We start from the raw sequence: 16,766 nt of genomic DNA, 5'->3' as shown, positions 1-16,766 counted from the left end.
TTATAAATTATAGGGTAGTATCCTGTAGTGTACTGCTATATCATTTATCACTTTTATATTTTAAACTTTACTCTTAAAAATTATATTAAATTTGATAACCGTTTAATGATATATACGAATGCTTTAGCTATTCCCATGATTCATACTTTTCAGATAAAAATTAACGATAATTCAAGGGTTCCAAAATACAAACAGATAGTAGATTCTGTTATTAATGATATTTCGAAAGGAAATTTAAAAATAGGAGAAAAGATACCCTCAATAAATGAACTTAGTGAAACCTGTTATCTTTCTAGAGACACAGTAGATAAAGCATATAAAATATTAAAGAGCCGTCAAATAATTGTTTCTGTTAAAGGAAAAGGTTTCTATATCAATAAAACTGATCTTGTAGCAAAAATTAATGTCTTTTTCTTAGTTAATAAGCCGAGTACATACAAAATGATGATTTACGACTCATTCGTAAACACTCTAGGGATAAACGGCCATGTAAATATGTTTATTTATCATTGTGATGAATCTTTATTTATTAAAGCACTAGAAAGAAACATTGGTGCTTATGACTATTATGTAATTATGCCTCATTTCAGGGATGAAAACTCTAAGCACGTTAGTTATACAGCTAATGTTTTAAAAGTGCTGGAACGAATTCCCAAGGACAGACTTGTTATGTTGGATAACACCAAACCCGGTATTTCAGGTGAATATGGTGCCATTTATCAGGATTTTAAAAATGATATTTATAATGCTTTAAAGGAAGGTCTAAAAAAAATTAATAAATACGATAAGATAATATTAGTGTATCCCAGCAAAAATTCTAATCCATATCCAAAGAGGATTTTGCGTGGTTTTCAGGAATTTTGCTGGGATAATGATTTGGATTTTGAAATTCTAGAAGAAATATACGAAGATATGGATCTTCAAAGTAAAGATGTTTACATAACCATTCAAGAGAGAGATTTGGTTAATTTAGTACGTCAGGTTAGAAAAAAGAGGCTGGTCCTTGGTAAAAATATCGGTATAATATCGTACAATGAAACTCCATTAAAAGAGCTTTTAGGGATTTCGGTGATTAGTACAGATTTTAAAACTATGGGAGAATCTGCAGCCTATATGGTTTTAAAAAATAAAAAAGAGCAGGTTAAAAACGTATTCAAGTATATAGAAAGAAATTCTGTCTGATTTCATTAAAATCTCACAAAGCTCTTTAGCGTGTTTAGCAATTGAAATTCTACTTAATTATTTTAGCTTTTCAGGGGTTTCTATTTCAGTTTCAATATTCACGCTAAAATCTTTTAGATGACTCACCCTCAATACTCCATAATCTAGTTGGAAGGTTTTTTTCAGCCAGTTCAAGAACTCCCATAAGATTCTATTTTGATAGATTCGTTACCATACAAAACATTGAACCTTAGCGCATATTAACTTAGCCATGCCATTGGTCCGATCTGCCAGCCATCGGCACCTGAAATCGACATAACAATTTCGCGCCGAAAAAAATGCCAATAAATATCATTTTGACCTTCAGAGGGAACTTCATCTATTTTCAATTTCAATGCAAGTCCTTTTTAATACGTGATCAATTTTGGTACTCAATACTAATCGGTCATACTTTGTTGAACATACCAAATGGAAACAAAGATACATTCTTACTTTTATGAAAATGTTTAGTTTAACTCACGCTCAAAGATTACTATTTTATCATGCGAGGCAAGCCTCGGGATATTTACCCTCCTAGAATAAATAAAGAGATTGAATGGGCATTTTCATTATTTCTTGTAAAAATATTAATCTAAGCATAGCAATAGCCGGAAAAAATAGAATTAAACTTTAAGTTTATTTAATATTCCTTATCGGAAACCTGACGACTATACATTCCATCAAAGCTCACGAGTTTTATAGGTCCTTTTAACCCAGATGGCTGCAATGAATTTGCGCTGTTATAGGTTTCTTCAACTAAAACCCAGGTCTTCTTCTCACCTTCCCTTCTCCTATCATCCGCGATTAATTGATTTATCCAGAGGTTTGTAACCTCTATCTCCACATCGTTTTTGCCTTCAATTAAATACTCAGTTACGTCAATTCTCCAGGGAGCTGTCCATAAGCCTCCAACTTCAGATCCATTTATTTTAATATTTGCCAGGACATCTGCCTTACCGATATCCAGAAAGATTTTTTTTGCTGATGGGATTTTTTCCAAATTAAAGGTATTTCGGTAATTCGCAGTTCCTGAAAAATACTTGATATCGTTGTCCTCAGACTCTATCCAATCTTCCAACCCATCCATCGCGATTTCTTTGTTGATACCAATTTTTTCATTTTTAAACTGTACATCCCACTTTTCATCAATTGTTGTAAGAGTTTTGGCCGACTCATAATTTTGAGGCTGATCACTTTCACTCTTGAATTTACCTTTAGAAAAGACAATAAATCCGCTTTCAGCAGGCTCAAGTTGTAAGGGAATTTGCGTGTAGTGGTCAGTTTCAGAAAACTCGGGTAAGGCTCTAGTAGTACCTGTGGTAGCATCCCAAATTTCAGGCTGCATGTCTTTCACCCTAAAAGATGCATCAAATGAGATTCTTTCCTCACTTTGATTGGTAATAAAATATATATCCTTATCAGCCAAACGTCGGTGAATCCAAAGAACAGGTTGTTCTGTATCTGTTTTAAAATCCGGCACAGTTCCAAGCTGCACCAAAGTCTGATCCAAATCTTTATATGGAAAAACTCTGCCCTCTCCATAATCTACTACTTCTATATTTTCATCATTTTCTCCCCATAATTCTTTTGAAAGCTTCTCAACCTTTTCATCGGCTTCAGGATAATTTTGAAGGCTGGGCGATTTTTTCGGTGGATTGCCCATTATTACAGCTCCTTGAGACACGAGATCTTCTATCTTTTCAAGGACCTCTGGACGCATCGTTTCCACCTCAGGCAAAACAAGTATCTTGTAGGATAGGCCATCCGGCAACGTGAGCCTTCCATCTTCTACACTTAAACGGTTCATTATTACATCGGCATTAATATAATCAAAGGAATACCCGGCAGGCAATTCAGGATTCATTACCCCTGTCATTTTTGGAGCATCTTCACCTATAAAATAAGCAACGTCTGCAACATATTTTCCCTGTTGAAGCATATATTGGCTTCTACGTTGATAATCTACCCAGGGTTTAGCTTTAGTAAACCATGTATTATGCCTGTTAAATTCTGTCCCAAACCAGGCATTTACTCCTGGAACCTTATCCTCATAGGGCTGCTGGATATAAACGTGAAAAACGGGATGGTTTATTCCTTCCGTAAAACTCCAGTCACCCTTGATTTTCAGCCTACCCGGATGCCTCATGAAATGACCTCCGGCAGCAGTATAGGATTCTGCAGAAACCTGGGTTTTCCCGTAAATATGGGCAGCCGATGAAGCTGCCCTACACTCAATACTTCCTAGGTCTCCTTCAGCCCAGAATTCACCTGCTACAAGATGCGATTGCCCACCATACCTTAAAAATTCAGAAGGAAAGCCCCAGTGGCCATAATTCTCAAGCCATAATTTTAATCCATTTTCTTCACTTATTTCCCTTAGTCCGCCAACGTACTCATCTGCAACTTTATCCGCGATAAGTCTTCTAAGATCCCATAGAAAACGATTAGATTCTCCCACGGAATTCACTATTCTCCCGGTCATTACCGGCAGGTAAATTATAGGATCATAGCCATAGGTTTCCTGAAAAGTATCTTCAAAGTCATTAGTCCAGTTTTGACTCCCGGTTTCGTAGCTATCGGCCACTACATATTTAAGGGCTTTACGTTCTTCGGCCGGCATAGACTCAAGAATGTCTCCTACAAAACCATCAAAATGTTGCTGCAACGCTTCTTTATTGATCTTATCTACCTCCAATCCCTTAGCATTAGATGCGGCAGGGGAGTTGGTTATGCCCGTGGTTGTCATCCCCGTTCTAAGAATAGTCCATTCCCCTTCAGGGACATCCCAATTTAATGTTCCGTCTTCTAAAAGTTTATCCGAAATATCAATAATGCTATCGCTGGTAAGGAGCAAACCTTCACCAGAAGGCTCCTGTTGATCAGGCCATCTATAAGCATCATCCAAAGGCAAAGGGGTTTGATGCATTTTTCCAAGTTGTTTTTCAGTGTAATATTCCAATTGAGGTATGGAAGAAATTTGAATTTCTGAAAGACCGATTTCTTTACTGTTAAGAGTGGCGTTAATATTCCTCAATTCTATCCGAAACTTTTTAGCATTTACTTCTGGAAAGGAAACCACAACAGGCGGATAATCATCATATCCAAGTTGATCCATTGCACTTCTGCGATCAAATTCAAAGTTGCGAATTTCTTCCCAACTACCATTTATTTCTGCCAGGAGTTTTACATCCATCATTAAAGTGGATCTGGAGGGATAAATTTTTAAGCTTCGCAAAGTTTGATTTTCTTCAGCCTCGAGCAGCAAAGTCACATTTTCCAGATCAGAAAGTGAAACAGTGGTGGCTGTATCATTATCCATTAAATTATTTAAATTGGAAATTTTCTTATCTGAAGAAATGTTAAAGGCTTCCTGATAGCTTTTTACATTTCTCGAAGGAATTGCCAAAACACTAACATCTTCAAAATCATCAGTTGGAGCTTCTAATTTTTTTTCTATCCTCTTACCTCCCTCAACTTTTAATTCTGAAGAAGTAAGATACCGCATTGAATTGGATTCATCATTCCAGGGTCCGCCAGACTGACTCCAGCCTGGACTATTGAACAAACCGATATCTACTCCCACTCGATCACCTTCCCGTATGGCATGTTGGGTTAATTCTTTCCATTCCGGACTTAACACTGACACTTCCCCTTCTTCGGCAGCTATATCATCTAGAAAAATATTTCCTATAAGAGCGGCTCCAATCCCTACCTCAGCCATCGCTTCCAGATCTTTAGTAATACCTTCTTTAGAAATATGATTATTAATCCAATACCAATAGGTCCAAGGCTTTACATTTTCAGGAGGTGTTTTAAAGTTCGTCCTTAACTCTTCAATAGAAACTGCTGGATAATCATTTTTCAGGTCTTCTTTATCGTTGCACGCATAAAGTGGTAATACAACCAGAAGCAATACGGTTACTTTATTCACTAGATATTTGGTCAATATAGCTTTCATTGTTTATTTTAATTTTTCGATTTTTATTGAGCTTTTTAATCCACATCTCTATTGAAGGTAGATATATCTTAAAAGTTAAAATATACCCAATTCATCCAGATAACAGATGTTAAAAAAAGGAAAAAGCAAAATCTTCTTCATCCTGTACTGTGCTGCTTTAGCTAGTTTGCTTACCGATATTTAGAAATTCAGATCAAATGGCAGTAGATGGTGACCAATTTGAAGTTATATGTAACCCTGATAGGCGAAAAATTCGTTTCACGGCCTTCGTAATTTTTTATGGATGGTAAATCTTTAAACCCTTACTAAAGTTTGGATGGAATATAGGTGACAAAAAATTCATCTAAATAGTTACGGAAAAAGCTTTAAAGGCCGTCTTCAAAAAGCGTGATCTGCAATTAATCATTTGGAAAGCAGAAATCTTAGGATTTGACGGTGAAAAGATTGTTTTTTAAAAATGTGGGATGTTTAAGAGAAATAGAAAAAAAATGATAATGAATATGAGGCTCGCTATTATAATCATGTTTCCCTGGGATGTGGTAATAATTCTCGTTTCAAAATTTTCAGGCCCCGAGTTGTAAAGAACAACACATTAGAAACTTTTGAAAAAGGGCTTAGTGGTCTGAATTATAGGTGGACGACGGCCGGAACCCACACCCGGATAAATATAAAAAGCAGGATCGAATGAATGGAGGCCAGTTGTTACAAGCCTGTTCCCTTTATCGATCTTTAGAAATCTTAAAGAAAGTATCGTTAGGATAAAGAGGAATCTAAATTTGGATTAAATCTAATTCTATATATTAATTAAATAAGATTCATACTTCGTTTTGCAGTTTCCGAATTACTAATCTAGTAATAATTTTGATTTTAAAAACCTACCTCTAAAGGATTATCGGTATATAATCTTTCATACTCATTGTACTAATTTCGCAAGCTATTCTTTTTCAGTAAAGTTCGAATACATTTTTCAAAAAATTCTTAGAGCAGTATAGTACAGGATACCTTCTTGAATAGAACTAAATAAGTTTGAATGTTAAGAATTTGTAAATAATGTATTAATCGACAGGATATGAAATTAAAAGAAAAGTTAAAATGTTACTTTTTAGGAATTGCTATATGTCTAGCTATTCCATTACAAGCGCAAGAGGTAATTACAATTAGAGGTAATATAACATCAATCGATGACAATATGCCTTTGCCTGGAGTAAATGTATTTGTTAAAGGAAGCACAAATGGTACCGTTACCGATTTTGATGGCGATTTTAGTTTACAAGCTTCTACGGATGCTACTTTAGTAGTTTCTTTTTTAGGCTTTAAGACCTTAGAAATTCCAGTAGAAGGTAGGACGGATATCGATATAACTCTTTCTCCGGATGATGAGCAATTATCTGAAGTAGTTGTGGTTGGATACGGTTCGCAGCAAAGACGGGATTTGACCGGTTCCGTGGCTACAGTACAATCAGAAGAGATAAAAGATATTCCTGTAGCTTCCGTCGATCAAAAATTAGCAGGTCAAATACCTGGTGTGCAAGTGAGTACTGTGACAGGTACACCCGGAGGTGCGGCTAGAATAAAAATTAGGGGATCTGGTTCAATCGGAGCTAATTCAGATCCTTTGGTAGTAATTGATGGTTTTCCTATTAGCAATTCTTTTAATCAAACAAGCAATCCCTTAAACTTGCTAAATCCTGATGATATTGCATCTATTTCAGTTTTAAAAGATGCAAGTTCTACTGCTATATATGGGTCTAGGGGAGCAAATGGTGTAATCATTATAGAAACGAAACAAGGTAGAAGCGGTAAATTACAAATTGATTTTAACACATATACAGGCTTTCAGCAAGTTCCTGACAAAGGAAGACCAGATTTACTAAATGGAAGGCAGTTTGCACAGTTTCAAAAAGAAATAAGAGAAGATGCTGCTATAGCTGCAGGTGGACAGGCTTCTGATGCGAACATTCCAGAGGAATACCAAAACCCAGAAATGTATGGCGAAGGAACAGATTGGTATGAAACAATTTTACAAACAGCTCCGCAGCATAATGTTTATTTTAATGTCCGTGGAGGAAGCGATAATTTAAGAGGGGCTTTATCATTGGGTTATTTTAATCAAGAAGGAGTAATAAAATACACCGGTTTTGAAAGATATACCATACGCACTAGTTTAGAAGCCAACTTGACTGATAGATTAAAAGTGGGAATTGATTTGGCTCCAACTTTTAGTATTCAAGATACAAATAATACTGAAAGTGATTTTGTTGATGTGGTAGGATCCACTCAGTGGTTAAACCCTACTGTTCCGGTTACCGATGAAAACGGTAATAGGACTCCTTTCGTTGGCGGTTCAGGATTATATGAGAATCCTAATCCTTTAAATAGTCTCGAATTTGCAGGAACTGAAATAGAAAATTTTAGAGGATTAGGAACTGTTTTTGCGGAATTAGAGGTTTTCGAAGGTTTTAAAGCGAAGTATAGTTATACGGCAGATTATTCAAATGGTCAAAGCTCACAATTCATCCCTAGTTTCATTGGAGCAACCAATCTCCCTCCTCCAATCGTACCTAGTGCAAATTTAAATCGTTCAAATAGACTTAATCAGTCGTCTCAGGTTTTATTGAACTATAACAGATATATTAATGATAATCATTCTTTAGATCTAACGGCTGGTTTCGAAACACAAAAAGAAAGAAGTGAAAATATAATTTTAAACGCAACAGATTTTCCAGATGATGAAGTCCAAACAATTGGTGCAGCAGGACGTATAAACGGTTGGAATGAAATAATTCAGGAATGGGCTCTATTATCTTACTTTGCCAGAGTGAATTATAACTTCAAAAGCAAATATTTATTAACTGCGACAATAAGATCTGACGGATCTTCCAGGTTTGGGGATGAGGAACGATATGGCACATTTCCTTCCTTAGGTGCTGCTTGGCAAATTAGTGAAGAATCTTTTATGGAAAACTCTTTCTTTGAAAATTTAAAACTAAGGGCTAGCTATGGATTATCTGGTAATTTCAATATAGGAAATTACACACACTTAGCAACAATAGGATCTTCAAATTATGTATCAGGAAACAGCATTGCATATGGAAGGGCTTTAAATTCTCTCGGAAATCCAAATTTAACTTGGGAAGAATCCAACCAATTAGATGTTGGTGTTGAAGGAGATATCCTGAATAATCGATTGAGCTTCATTTTTGATTACTATCGAAGGACCACTAATAATATGTTAATAGATACGGAGATCCCGTCTACATCTGGATTTCAATTTGCTACAATTAATGGTGGTGAAATATTGAATGAGGGATTGGAAATAGGATTAAATTCTCAAAATATTAAAGGGGAATTCACCTGGAATACTAACTTTAATATAGCATTCAACAGAAATGAAGTGTTATCGTTAGAAGGTGATAACAACTTCATTCTAGCCGGAAGAAGTGGTGAAGGAAATCCAACTCATATTACACAAGTAGGAAAACCAATTGGACAGTTTTATGGGTATGTGTTAGAAGGAGTGTATACTGACCAGGAAGATTTAGACAATTCTCCACAATATCCATCTGCAGTACCTGGATCTATAAAATATAAGGATATTAATAATGATGGATTAATTGAAGCAGTTAACGATTTCGCTATTATTGGGGATCCTACTCCAGATTTCACCTTTGGTGTCACTAATTCTTTTAATTATAAAAATTTTGACCTTACCGCAGCCATTGATGGTCAGTATGGTGGGGATATATTAGTCGGAGCAAATCAATTCTTAAAGAATATTGATGGGATATTCAATGTAACCACAGATGTTTTGGATCGTTGGCGCTCTCCAGAGGAACCAGGTGATGGTGTGACACCTACCACCAATGGGGGGAGAGTTCCTTATCGCGATGTAAATTCGAGTTGGGTGGAGGACGCCTCTTTTCTGAGAATGCGGAATTTAACTTTAGGTTATAGTTTTGAATCTTTTTTTCAAGAAAATGGTTTTATTAAGCAAGCTAGGATTTATAGTAGTGTTAACAATGCCTTTATTATTACCGATTATAGTAGGGGGAATCCTCAAGTTGCTAATTCGGCAAATAGGGGAGGTGGGAGCCTTACACTTGCTCCTGGAGTTGACTTTACCTCCTATCCTTTGGCTAGGACATTTATTCTTGGATTGAATTTTTCATTTTAAAAAAGTAGATTATGAAAGCTAAATATATGATAACACTTAAGTTTTGTTTTAAACTTTTAGGGATTAGTACTTTGATGTTAACCTTAAGCAGTTGTAGTGATGATTTTTTGGAGTTAGATCCTGAATCTAATACTACAGATGCTTCCTTTTTTAAAACAGCTGCACAAATGGAGCAAGCTGTAATTGGAGCGTATGTACCTTTGAGAGATCTAACTACTCTGGAATATTGGTTGTTTGGAGAAATGAGATCTGATAACACAACTTTCCAGTATTATAATGCAGATAGAGGTCTTGAGAATAGGGACCTTGTAGACTATTTTCTAATTCCAGCGTCAGCGGTAGACCCACTTGAAACTTTTTGGCAAAAATCCTATACGGGAATTGCCAGAGCCAATACTGTACTTGATTACATCGATGGGATTTCTGATCTGGAGGAGCAACAGAAAAAAGAGTATAAAGGAGAAGTAAGATTTTTAAGAGCTTTTTATTATTATCACCTAGTACAACAATTTGGGGGAATACCATTAGAATTAGTAAGTACGACAAATCCTAGTGATGCTCATTCTGAAGGCAGAGCATCGAAAGAGGAAATCTTTAATTCAATTATTGAGGATCTCACTATAGCTGTTGAAAATTTGCCGACTGTTGGTCATGCCAATAGGGGGAGGGCAACTTCAGGAGCAGCAAAAACTATGTTAGCAAAAGCTTATATGGCTCAGGGGAGTTACTCTGAAGCAGTAAACGTTTTACAAGAAATAACTGAATATAGCCTTTTATCAGGTGATTCCGATAGTTACCGAAAAATCTTTGACCCCAATTATTCGGACAACTCAGAAATTATTTTCTCCGTTCAGTATCTAGGATCCGAAGAAGGGCTAGGGAGTACATTTCTATATCAGTTCGCACCAAATAACTCAGGTAACCTTGTTACAGGGGATCCGCAAATGCCTACTCTGGCAGCAGGAAGTGGGTGGAATCACCCTACTCGTGATATGATTCAAGCCTATGAAGAAGGAGACTTAAGAAAAGAAGCTTCTTTATCGTTAGGGTTTATGGATGAAAATGGGGTGTTTGTTGAACAACCATATGTGTCTAAATATAATTTTGGGTTTGATTTAAGTGGAAATACAAGTGTTAATTTTCCTACATTAAGATATGCTGATGTTTTGTTGATGTTGGCAGAAAGTTTAAATGAAGAAGGCTTTTCAGCTGATGGAGAAGCTTTTGATTTAGTTAATCAAGTCCGTAATAGAGCTGGTTTAGAAGATATTAATTCGACTGAAGTAACTAATCAAGATGAATTTAGAGAGGCTGTTTTTCAAGAAAGAAGAGTAGAACTGGCGTTTGAAAATCACAGATGGTATGACTTACTTCGTAGGGATAATATCGTGGAAATAATGAATACTCATGGTGAAGAGGAAAAAGAAATAAGAGGGGATATTGTCCCATCTGGAGCTTATGAGATTGATGATAATTCACTACTACTACCAATTCCGCAAAGAGAAGTAACTTTAAATAATTTAGAACAAAACCCTCAGTAAGAGTTTAAAACCAACTATTATGAAAAAATTAATTTATACAGTGTCATTTATGTTTATTGTGCAAATATTATTTGCACAAAACATTCAAGTTGAGGAAACTTTACTGGAAAATAGAAGGAACCCTTTGGGAATCGATATTGTTCATCCCCAGTTTACGTGGAAGTTATCTTCTGATAAGAGAAATGTAAAACAATCTGCTTATCAAATTCAAGTTGCTGGTACTAAAAATTCTTTAGAAAATGAAGAAGGACTACTATGGGATAGTGGTAAAGTTAATTCTCCACAATCAGTGCATATTCCTTATAGCGGGGAAACCGTGACTTCTTTTAATAAATATTTCTGGAGAGTTAAAGTTTGGGATCAAAATGGGAAAAGTTCAAATTGGAGTAAAATTGGTTATTGGCAAATGGGTTTGCTGAATAAAAATGATTGGGATGCGAAGTGGATAAGTGCATCCTATTCTGAAAACTCAGGAAAAAGACCAAGCCCAATATTCAGAAAAGAATTTGACATAGAAAAAGATATTCAATCTGCTACTGCCATTATAACTTCAAGAGGATTGTATGAAGCTTATATTAACGGTGAGCGTGTGGGAGATGAATACTTTACTCCTGGATGGACTAATTACGATGAAAGAATTCAATATCAGATGTATGATGTGTCTAAAATGGTAAAAAACGGAGAAAATGCAGTAGGAGCAATATTAGGCAGCGGGTGGTACAGAGGTGCTTTAGCCTGGGAGGATAATAATAATTTATACGGCGATAATATAAGCCTTTTAATGCAAATTAATGTTATATATACCGATGGTTCAACTGATTTAATCACTACCGACAGTTCATGGAAATCTAGTAAAAGTCACATACAAAGTTCCGAAATATACGATGGTGAAATGGCCGATGCTTCTAAAATTGAAAAAGGATGGAAGAGGCCCGGTTTTAATGATTCTGAATGGTATAATGTAAGAGTAGAGAGTTTTGGTTATGATAATTTAATTGCTACTCTTAATGAACCAGTTAAAAAGCAAGAAACTTTTGAGCCTAAAGAGATAATTAAAACGCCAAAAAACGAAATTGTACTTGACTTTGGTCAAAATCTAGTAGGTTTTGTAAAGGTGAAAGTCAATGGTAAGAAAGGAGACACCATAAAACTATACCATGCCGAAGTATTAGATAAAGACGGGAATTTCTATACAGCAAACCTTCGAGGAGCAGATCAGAAAAACACATATATTTTAAATGGAGAGGGAGAGGAAATATTTTTTCCACACTTTACCTGGCAGGGCTTCAGATATGTTAAGGTGGAAGCTGCGAATGAATATATAAAACCAGAAAATTTTACTGCAGTTGCTCTATATTCAGATATGGATGAAACAGGCTCATTTTATACTTCAAATGAGTCGCTAAATCAATTACAACGAAATATTAAATGGGGGCAAAAAGGAAATTTTTTAGATGTACCGACAGACTGTCCTCAAAGAGATGAAAGATTAGGCTGGACAGGTGATGCACAAGTGTTTTCCCGCACGGCGGGTTTTAACATGCATGTCAATAACTTTTTTGAGAAATGGTTAAAAGATCTTGCTTCTGAACAATTAGAAAATGGGAGTATTCCTCATGTCATCCCAAACGTTTTAGGAGATGACGCTACTGGTTCTGCTGGTTGGGCGGATGCAGGAACCATTATTCCATGGGATTTGTATACCATGTATGGGAATAAACGCGTACTGGAAGAACAATATAAAAGTATGGAAGGCTGGGTACAATATATGGAAAACGAAAGTGAAAATAATTTGTGGAACACTGGTTTTCATTTTGGAGACTGGCTGTTTTACCGTCCTGAGGATGATAACGATGGCAGGGCGGCATTAACCGATAAGTACTTAATTGCACAATGTTTCTTCGCTCATTCTACTCAAAATCTTATAAATACTGCTGAGGTTTTAGGAAAAGAAGAGGATGTAAAAAAGTATTCAGAATTACTAAAAAAAATAAAAAAAGCGTTTGCTAAAGAATATCTTACACCAAACGGTCGATTGGTTTCAAGTTCACAAACTGCATATGTTCTAGCACTTAATTTCAATATGCTTCCTGAAAATCTAAGGAGTCAAGCGGCAAAGCGCTTAGCTGATAATATTGTAAATTATGGATACCACTTAACTACCGGATTTTTAGGAACCCCATATTTAAATCATGTTCTTACTAGGTTTGGTCATCATGATTTGGCATATACTTTACTTATGCAAAAAACCTACCCCTCGTGGTTATACCCTGTTACCGTAGGAGCCACCACTATATGGGAAAGATGGGATGGGAGAAAGCCAGACGGCAGCTTCCAAACCCCCAGTATGAATTCTTTTAACCACTATGCCTATGGAGCTATTGGTGATTGGATGTACAAAACGCTTTCGGGAATAAATAGCGCAACTGATCCAGAAGGAGTGGGTTATAAAAAAATAATTTTTAAACCTCATACTAACAACAATCTAGTATCAGAAAAAGTAGAAGCTCAATATGAAAATGAAGGTTTGACTATGGTAAATGGAGAATTAGAAACTTATTATGGAAAAATCAAATCTTTTTGGAAAAAGGATGAAGGAAAAATAAAAATGCAATTTGAAATCCCCGTTAATACTACATCGAAGATTCACCTACCAACGAAAGAGATTTCATCTATTAAAGAGGGAAATAGATCATTATCCTCACTTAATGATGTAATTATTAATAAAGATGAAACAGGAAATGTGATCGTTGAAACTGGTTCAGGTATATATAATTTCACCATAGAAAACTGATGAGTAAACCTCTAAGGAGTTAGAAAAAATAATATGAAGACTGAATTTTTAAAATTAAGAATATTTATTTTAATCTTTTTGGTGTTTAGTTCTTGTGAAAACGAAGAGAATAAAGATGTAAAAGTATTTGACCTTGTATGCGAATACCTAAAAGATCCTATTGGTATAGATACAGAAAAACCAAGGTTTAGATGGAAGATAGCAACAGAGGATAAAAATGTACACCAAGTAGCCTATGAAATGTACATAGGAACAGATTCCATAGCAGTTTCAGAAGGAGAAGGTAATATCTGGCAATCAGGAACTGTAAGAGATTCCGTTAATCTTGCTGTTTACGATGGTCCCTCTCTGAATCCTTTTACTAAATATTTCTGGAGAATAAAAGTACTGGACCAAGATAATGCTGTGAGCGCTACTTCAGAAGTCGCCAGTTTTGAAACCGGAATAATGAACGAAGAGTGGAAAGGTTCGTGGATTACCGATTTAAATGATATTGATTTAAAACCGGCGCCCTATTTTAGAAAAGAAATTGATATTACTAAAGAAGTAACAAAAGCTACTGCGTATATCACTGCTGCGGGATTATTCGAACTACATATTAATGGGGATAAAATAGGGAATAATCGCTTAGACCCAACTTACACCCGTTTTGATAAAAGGAACCTCTATGTTACCCACGATGTAACAAAACAAATTCAGGAGGAAGATGAAATTGCCCTTGGGGTTATTTTAGGAAATGGATGGTACAATCATCAATCTACCGCTGTATGGAATTTTCACGAAGCCGAGTGGCGTAATCGCCCCAGGTTTTTAATGAATTTAAAAATTCAATATAGGGATGGGACTTCAGAGGATATTGTTACCGATAGCGACTGGAAAACCGCAACCGGCCCCATTACCTTTAATAGTATTTATACCGCCGAACATTATAATGCAAATTTAGAACAAACCGACTGGAACTCTTCTGATTTTGAGGATTCTGCATGGAAAAATGCGATAGAGACTGAAGCCCCTTCAGATAACATTGTGGCACAAAGCTTACACCCTGTTAGAAATACAGAAGAAATTAAACCGGTCAGTGTACAAAAAGTTAGTGATACGAAATACATCTTTGATTTGGGCCGTAATATTTCCGGTGTAAGCAAAATAAAGCTCAAAGGAGAACCAAACACGGAATTAAGGATCACCCATGCGGAACAACTGGATAGCATGGGGGCTATTGATATGTCCAATATCAATGTTCACTACAGGCCTATGGACGATTCTGACCCATTTCAAACCGATATTTTCACTTTAAAGGGAGATGGAGAAGAAACCTTTATGCCTAAATTCAATTATAAGGGCTTTCAGTATGTGGAAGTAGAAAGCAATAAACCTATTGAATTACATAAAGAGAATCTTACCGGTATTTTTATGCATAGTGATGTGCCTCAAGTGGGAAAAATTAAAAGTTCAAATGAGATAATCAATAAAATATGGGAAGCCACCAATGCTTCATATTTATCCAATCTTTTTGGCTACCCAACAGATTGCCCTCAGCGAGAAAAAAACGGTTGGACAGGGGATGCTCATATAGCCATAGAAACGGGTTTATATAATTATGACGGAATTACAGTGTATGAAAAATGGATGGATGACCATAGGGATGAGCAGCAGCCAAATGGGGTGTTGCCTTCTATTATCCCTACTTGGGGCTGGGGGTATGATTGGGGGAATGGTCCTGATTGGACCAGTACCATCGCAATAATACCCTGGGAACTATACCAGTTTTATGGAGACAGTCGTGCATTGGAAGAAAATTACGATAATATAAAACTATATGTAGATCACATTACAGAAATCAGTCCTTCTGGCTTGACGGACTGGGGATTGGGTGATTGGGTTCCAGTAGAGGATAAAACTCCGGTTGAATTAACCTCCTCTATCTACTATTATGTAGATGCAAATATTTTGGCAAAGACAGCCAAACTTCTTGGTAAAGAAGAGGATAATAGAAAGTATAGCGATCTGGCTGAAAAGATCAAACTAGCTATTAATGAGAAATACCTGAATAAAGAAACAGGGATCTATGGAAGTGGATTCCAGACAGAATTAAGCGCTCCATTATATTGGGGGATTGTTCCAGCAAACCAAAAAGAACTAGTGGCGAAGAATCTTGCTGCAAAAGTAATAGAAGATGAGAAACATATCAATGTGGGCTTACTGGGTTCAAAGACTATTTTAAATGCGCTCAGTGAAAATGGATATAAAGATCTCGCTTATGAGGTAGCATCCAGAGAGACTTATCCCTCGTGGGGATGGTGGATTAAGAATGGAGCGACCACCTTGCTGGAGAACTGGGATATTGGTGCAGATTCCGATCTTTCCAGGAATCATATCATGTTTGGGGAGATCAGTGCCTGGTTTTTTAAAGCACTGGGAGGGATTTTTCCTGATCACGAAAATCCCGGATTTAAGAATGTACTACTGAAGCCTAAATTTGTAAAAGACTTAGATCATTTTGAAGCCAGATATGAAGGGCCTTATGGAGAAATTTTATCAAAATGGGAAAAACTAGAAAATGGGGTGGTAAAATATGATGTGGTAATTCCTCCCAATAGTACGGCTACAGTTTTTTTAGAAGGAAATAATATTGAAGTTGATGGAAACAAAATTGAATCAAAACAAAAAGCGAAAGCTTTTAACCTTAAGTCCGGAGAACACCGAATATTGGTCTATTTGTAAATTTGGAATATAGAATGGAAGGCCTCTCGTATTAAATTATTAATGTAAGCTTCCCCTAATTAGAACTGCTTGATTGTCCAAAAATATCATTTTTCATTCTCCTGGCGGTACCGCCAGGAGAATGACTTTTCGCGTATGCTACGGGCGCCATTTTTCCCAATGCATTATGTGGTCTTACGTTGTTGTAATCTTCCATCCAGGTCTCGGTTTGTTCCCTTACCTGATTGAGATCTTCAAAGAGGTACTTATTGAGAACGCCTCTTCGATATGTTCCATTGAATCTCTCTATAAAAGCATTCTGGGTTGGTTTCCCGGGTTGAATATATTGAAAGTCGATCTCTTGCATCTGGCTCCATTCTGAAGCCATCTTAGCAA

General features: G+C 36.2%; 7 protein-coding genes. 5 read left to right on the top strand and 2 right to left on the bottom strand.

The annotated features are described in order from the left end of the window. Nucleotides 1-105 precede the first annotated feature (105 nt). Nucleotides 106-1,182 (top strand): GntR family transcriptional regulator, encoded by a 1,077-nt coding sequence (locus BM084_RS10765; protein ID WP_245764366.1) that lies wholly within the window; start codon nucleotides 106-108, stop codon nucleotides 1,180-1,182. 658 nt (nucleotides 1,183-1,840) lie between these two features. Here the strand turns inward: BM084_RS10765 and BM084_RS10760 are convergent. Further along, complete coding sequence (locus tag BM084_RS10760; protein ID WP_093304692.1) at nucleotides 1,841-5,158, bottom strand: glycosyl hydrolase; 3,318 nt, start codon at nucleotides 5,156-5,158, stop codon at nucleotides 1,841-1,843. 1,069 nt (nucleotides 5,159-6,227) lie between these two features. On the opposite strand from BM084_RS10760, the gene BM084_RS10755 reads away from it, so the two are divergent. Genes BM084_RS10755 through BM084_RS10740 form a run of 4 tightly spaced genes read left to right on the top strand, consistent with a single transcriptional unit; the run spans nucleotide 6,228 to nucleotide 16,391 of the window. Next, nucleotides 6,228-9,332: a SusC/RagA family TonB-linked outer membrane protein gene (locus BM084_RS10755; RefSeq protein WP_093304690.1), complete on the top strand. Its 3,105-nt coding sequence runs from the start codon at nucleotides 6,228-6,230 to the stop codon at nucleotides 9,330-9,332. A gap of 11 nt (nucleotides 9,333-9,343) precedes the next feature. After that, complete coding sequence (locus BM084_RS10750) at nucleotides 9,344-10,873, top strand: RagB/SusD family nutrient uptake outer membrane protein (RefSeq protein WP_093304688.1); 1,530 nt, start codon at nucleotides 9,344-9,346, stop codon at nucleotides 10,871-10,873. A gap of 19 nt (nucleotides 10,874-10,892) precedes the next feature. Further along, nucleotides 10,893-13,667: an alpha-L-rhamnosidase gene (locus BM084_RS10745; protein ID WP_093304686.1), complete on the top strand. Its 2,775-nt coding sequence runs from the start codon at nucleotides 10,893-10,895 to the stop codon at nucleotides 13,665-13,667. 33 nt (nucleotides 13,668-13,700) lie between these two features. Then, nucleotides 13,701-16,391 (top strand): alpha-L-rhamnosidase, encoded by a 2,691-nt coding sequence (locus tag BM084_RS10740; RefSeq protein ID WP_093304684.1) that lies wholly within the window; start codon nucleotides 13,701-13,703, stop codon nucleotides 16,389-16,391. A gap of 55 nt (nucleotides 16,392-16,446) precedes the next feature. On the opposite strand, the gene BM084_RS10735 is transcribed toward BM084_RS10740, so the two are convergent. Beyond that, nucleotides 16,447-16,766, bottom strand: a 320-nt coding sequence (locus tag BM084_RS10735) for an integrase core domain-containing protein (protein ID WP_143083649.1), incomplete at its 5' end; no start/stop codon positions are given.

Origin of the sequence: Salegentibacter agarivorans, assembly GCF_900113135.1 — a bacterium.
In the GTDB taxonomy this organism is placed as follows: Bacteria; Bacteroidota; Bacteroidia; order Flavobacteriales; family Flavobacteriaceae; genus Salegentibacter; species Salegentibacter agarivorans.
This window is presented reverse-complemented; position numbering and strand designations above follow the sequence as displayed.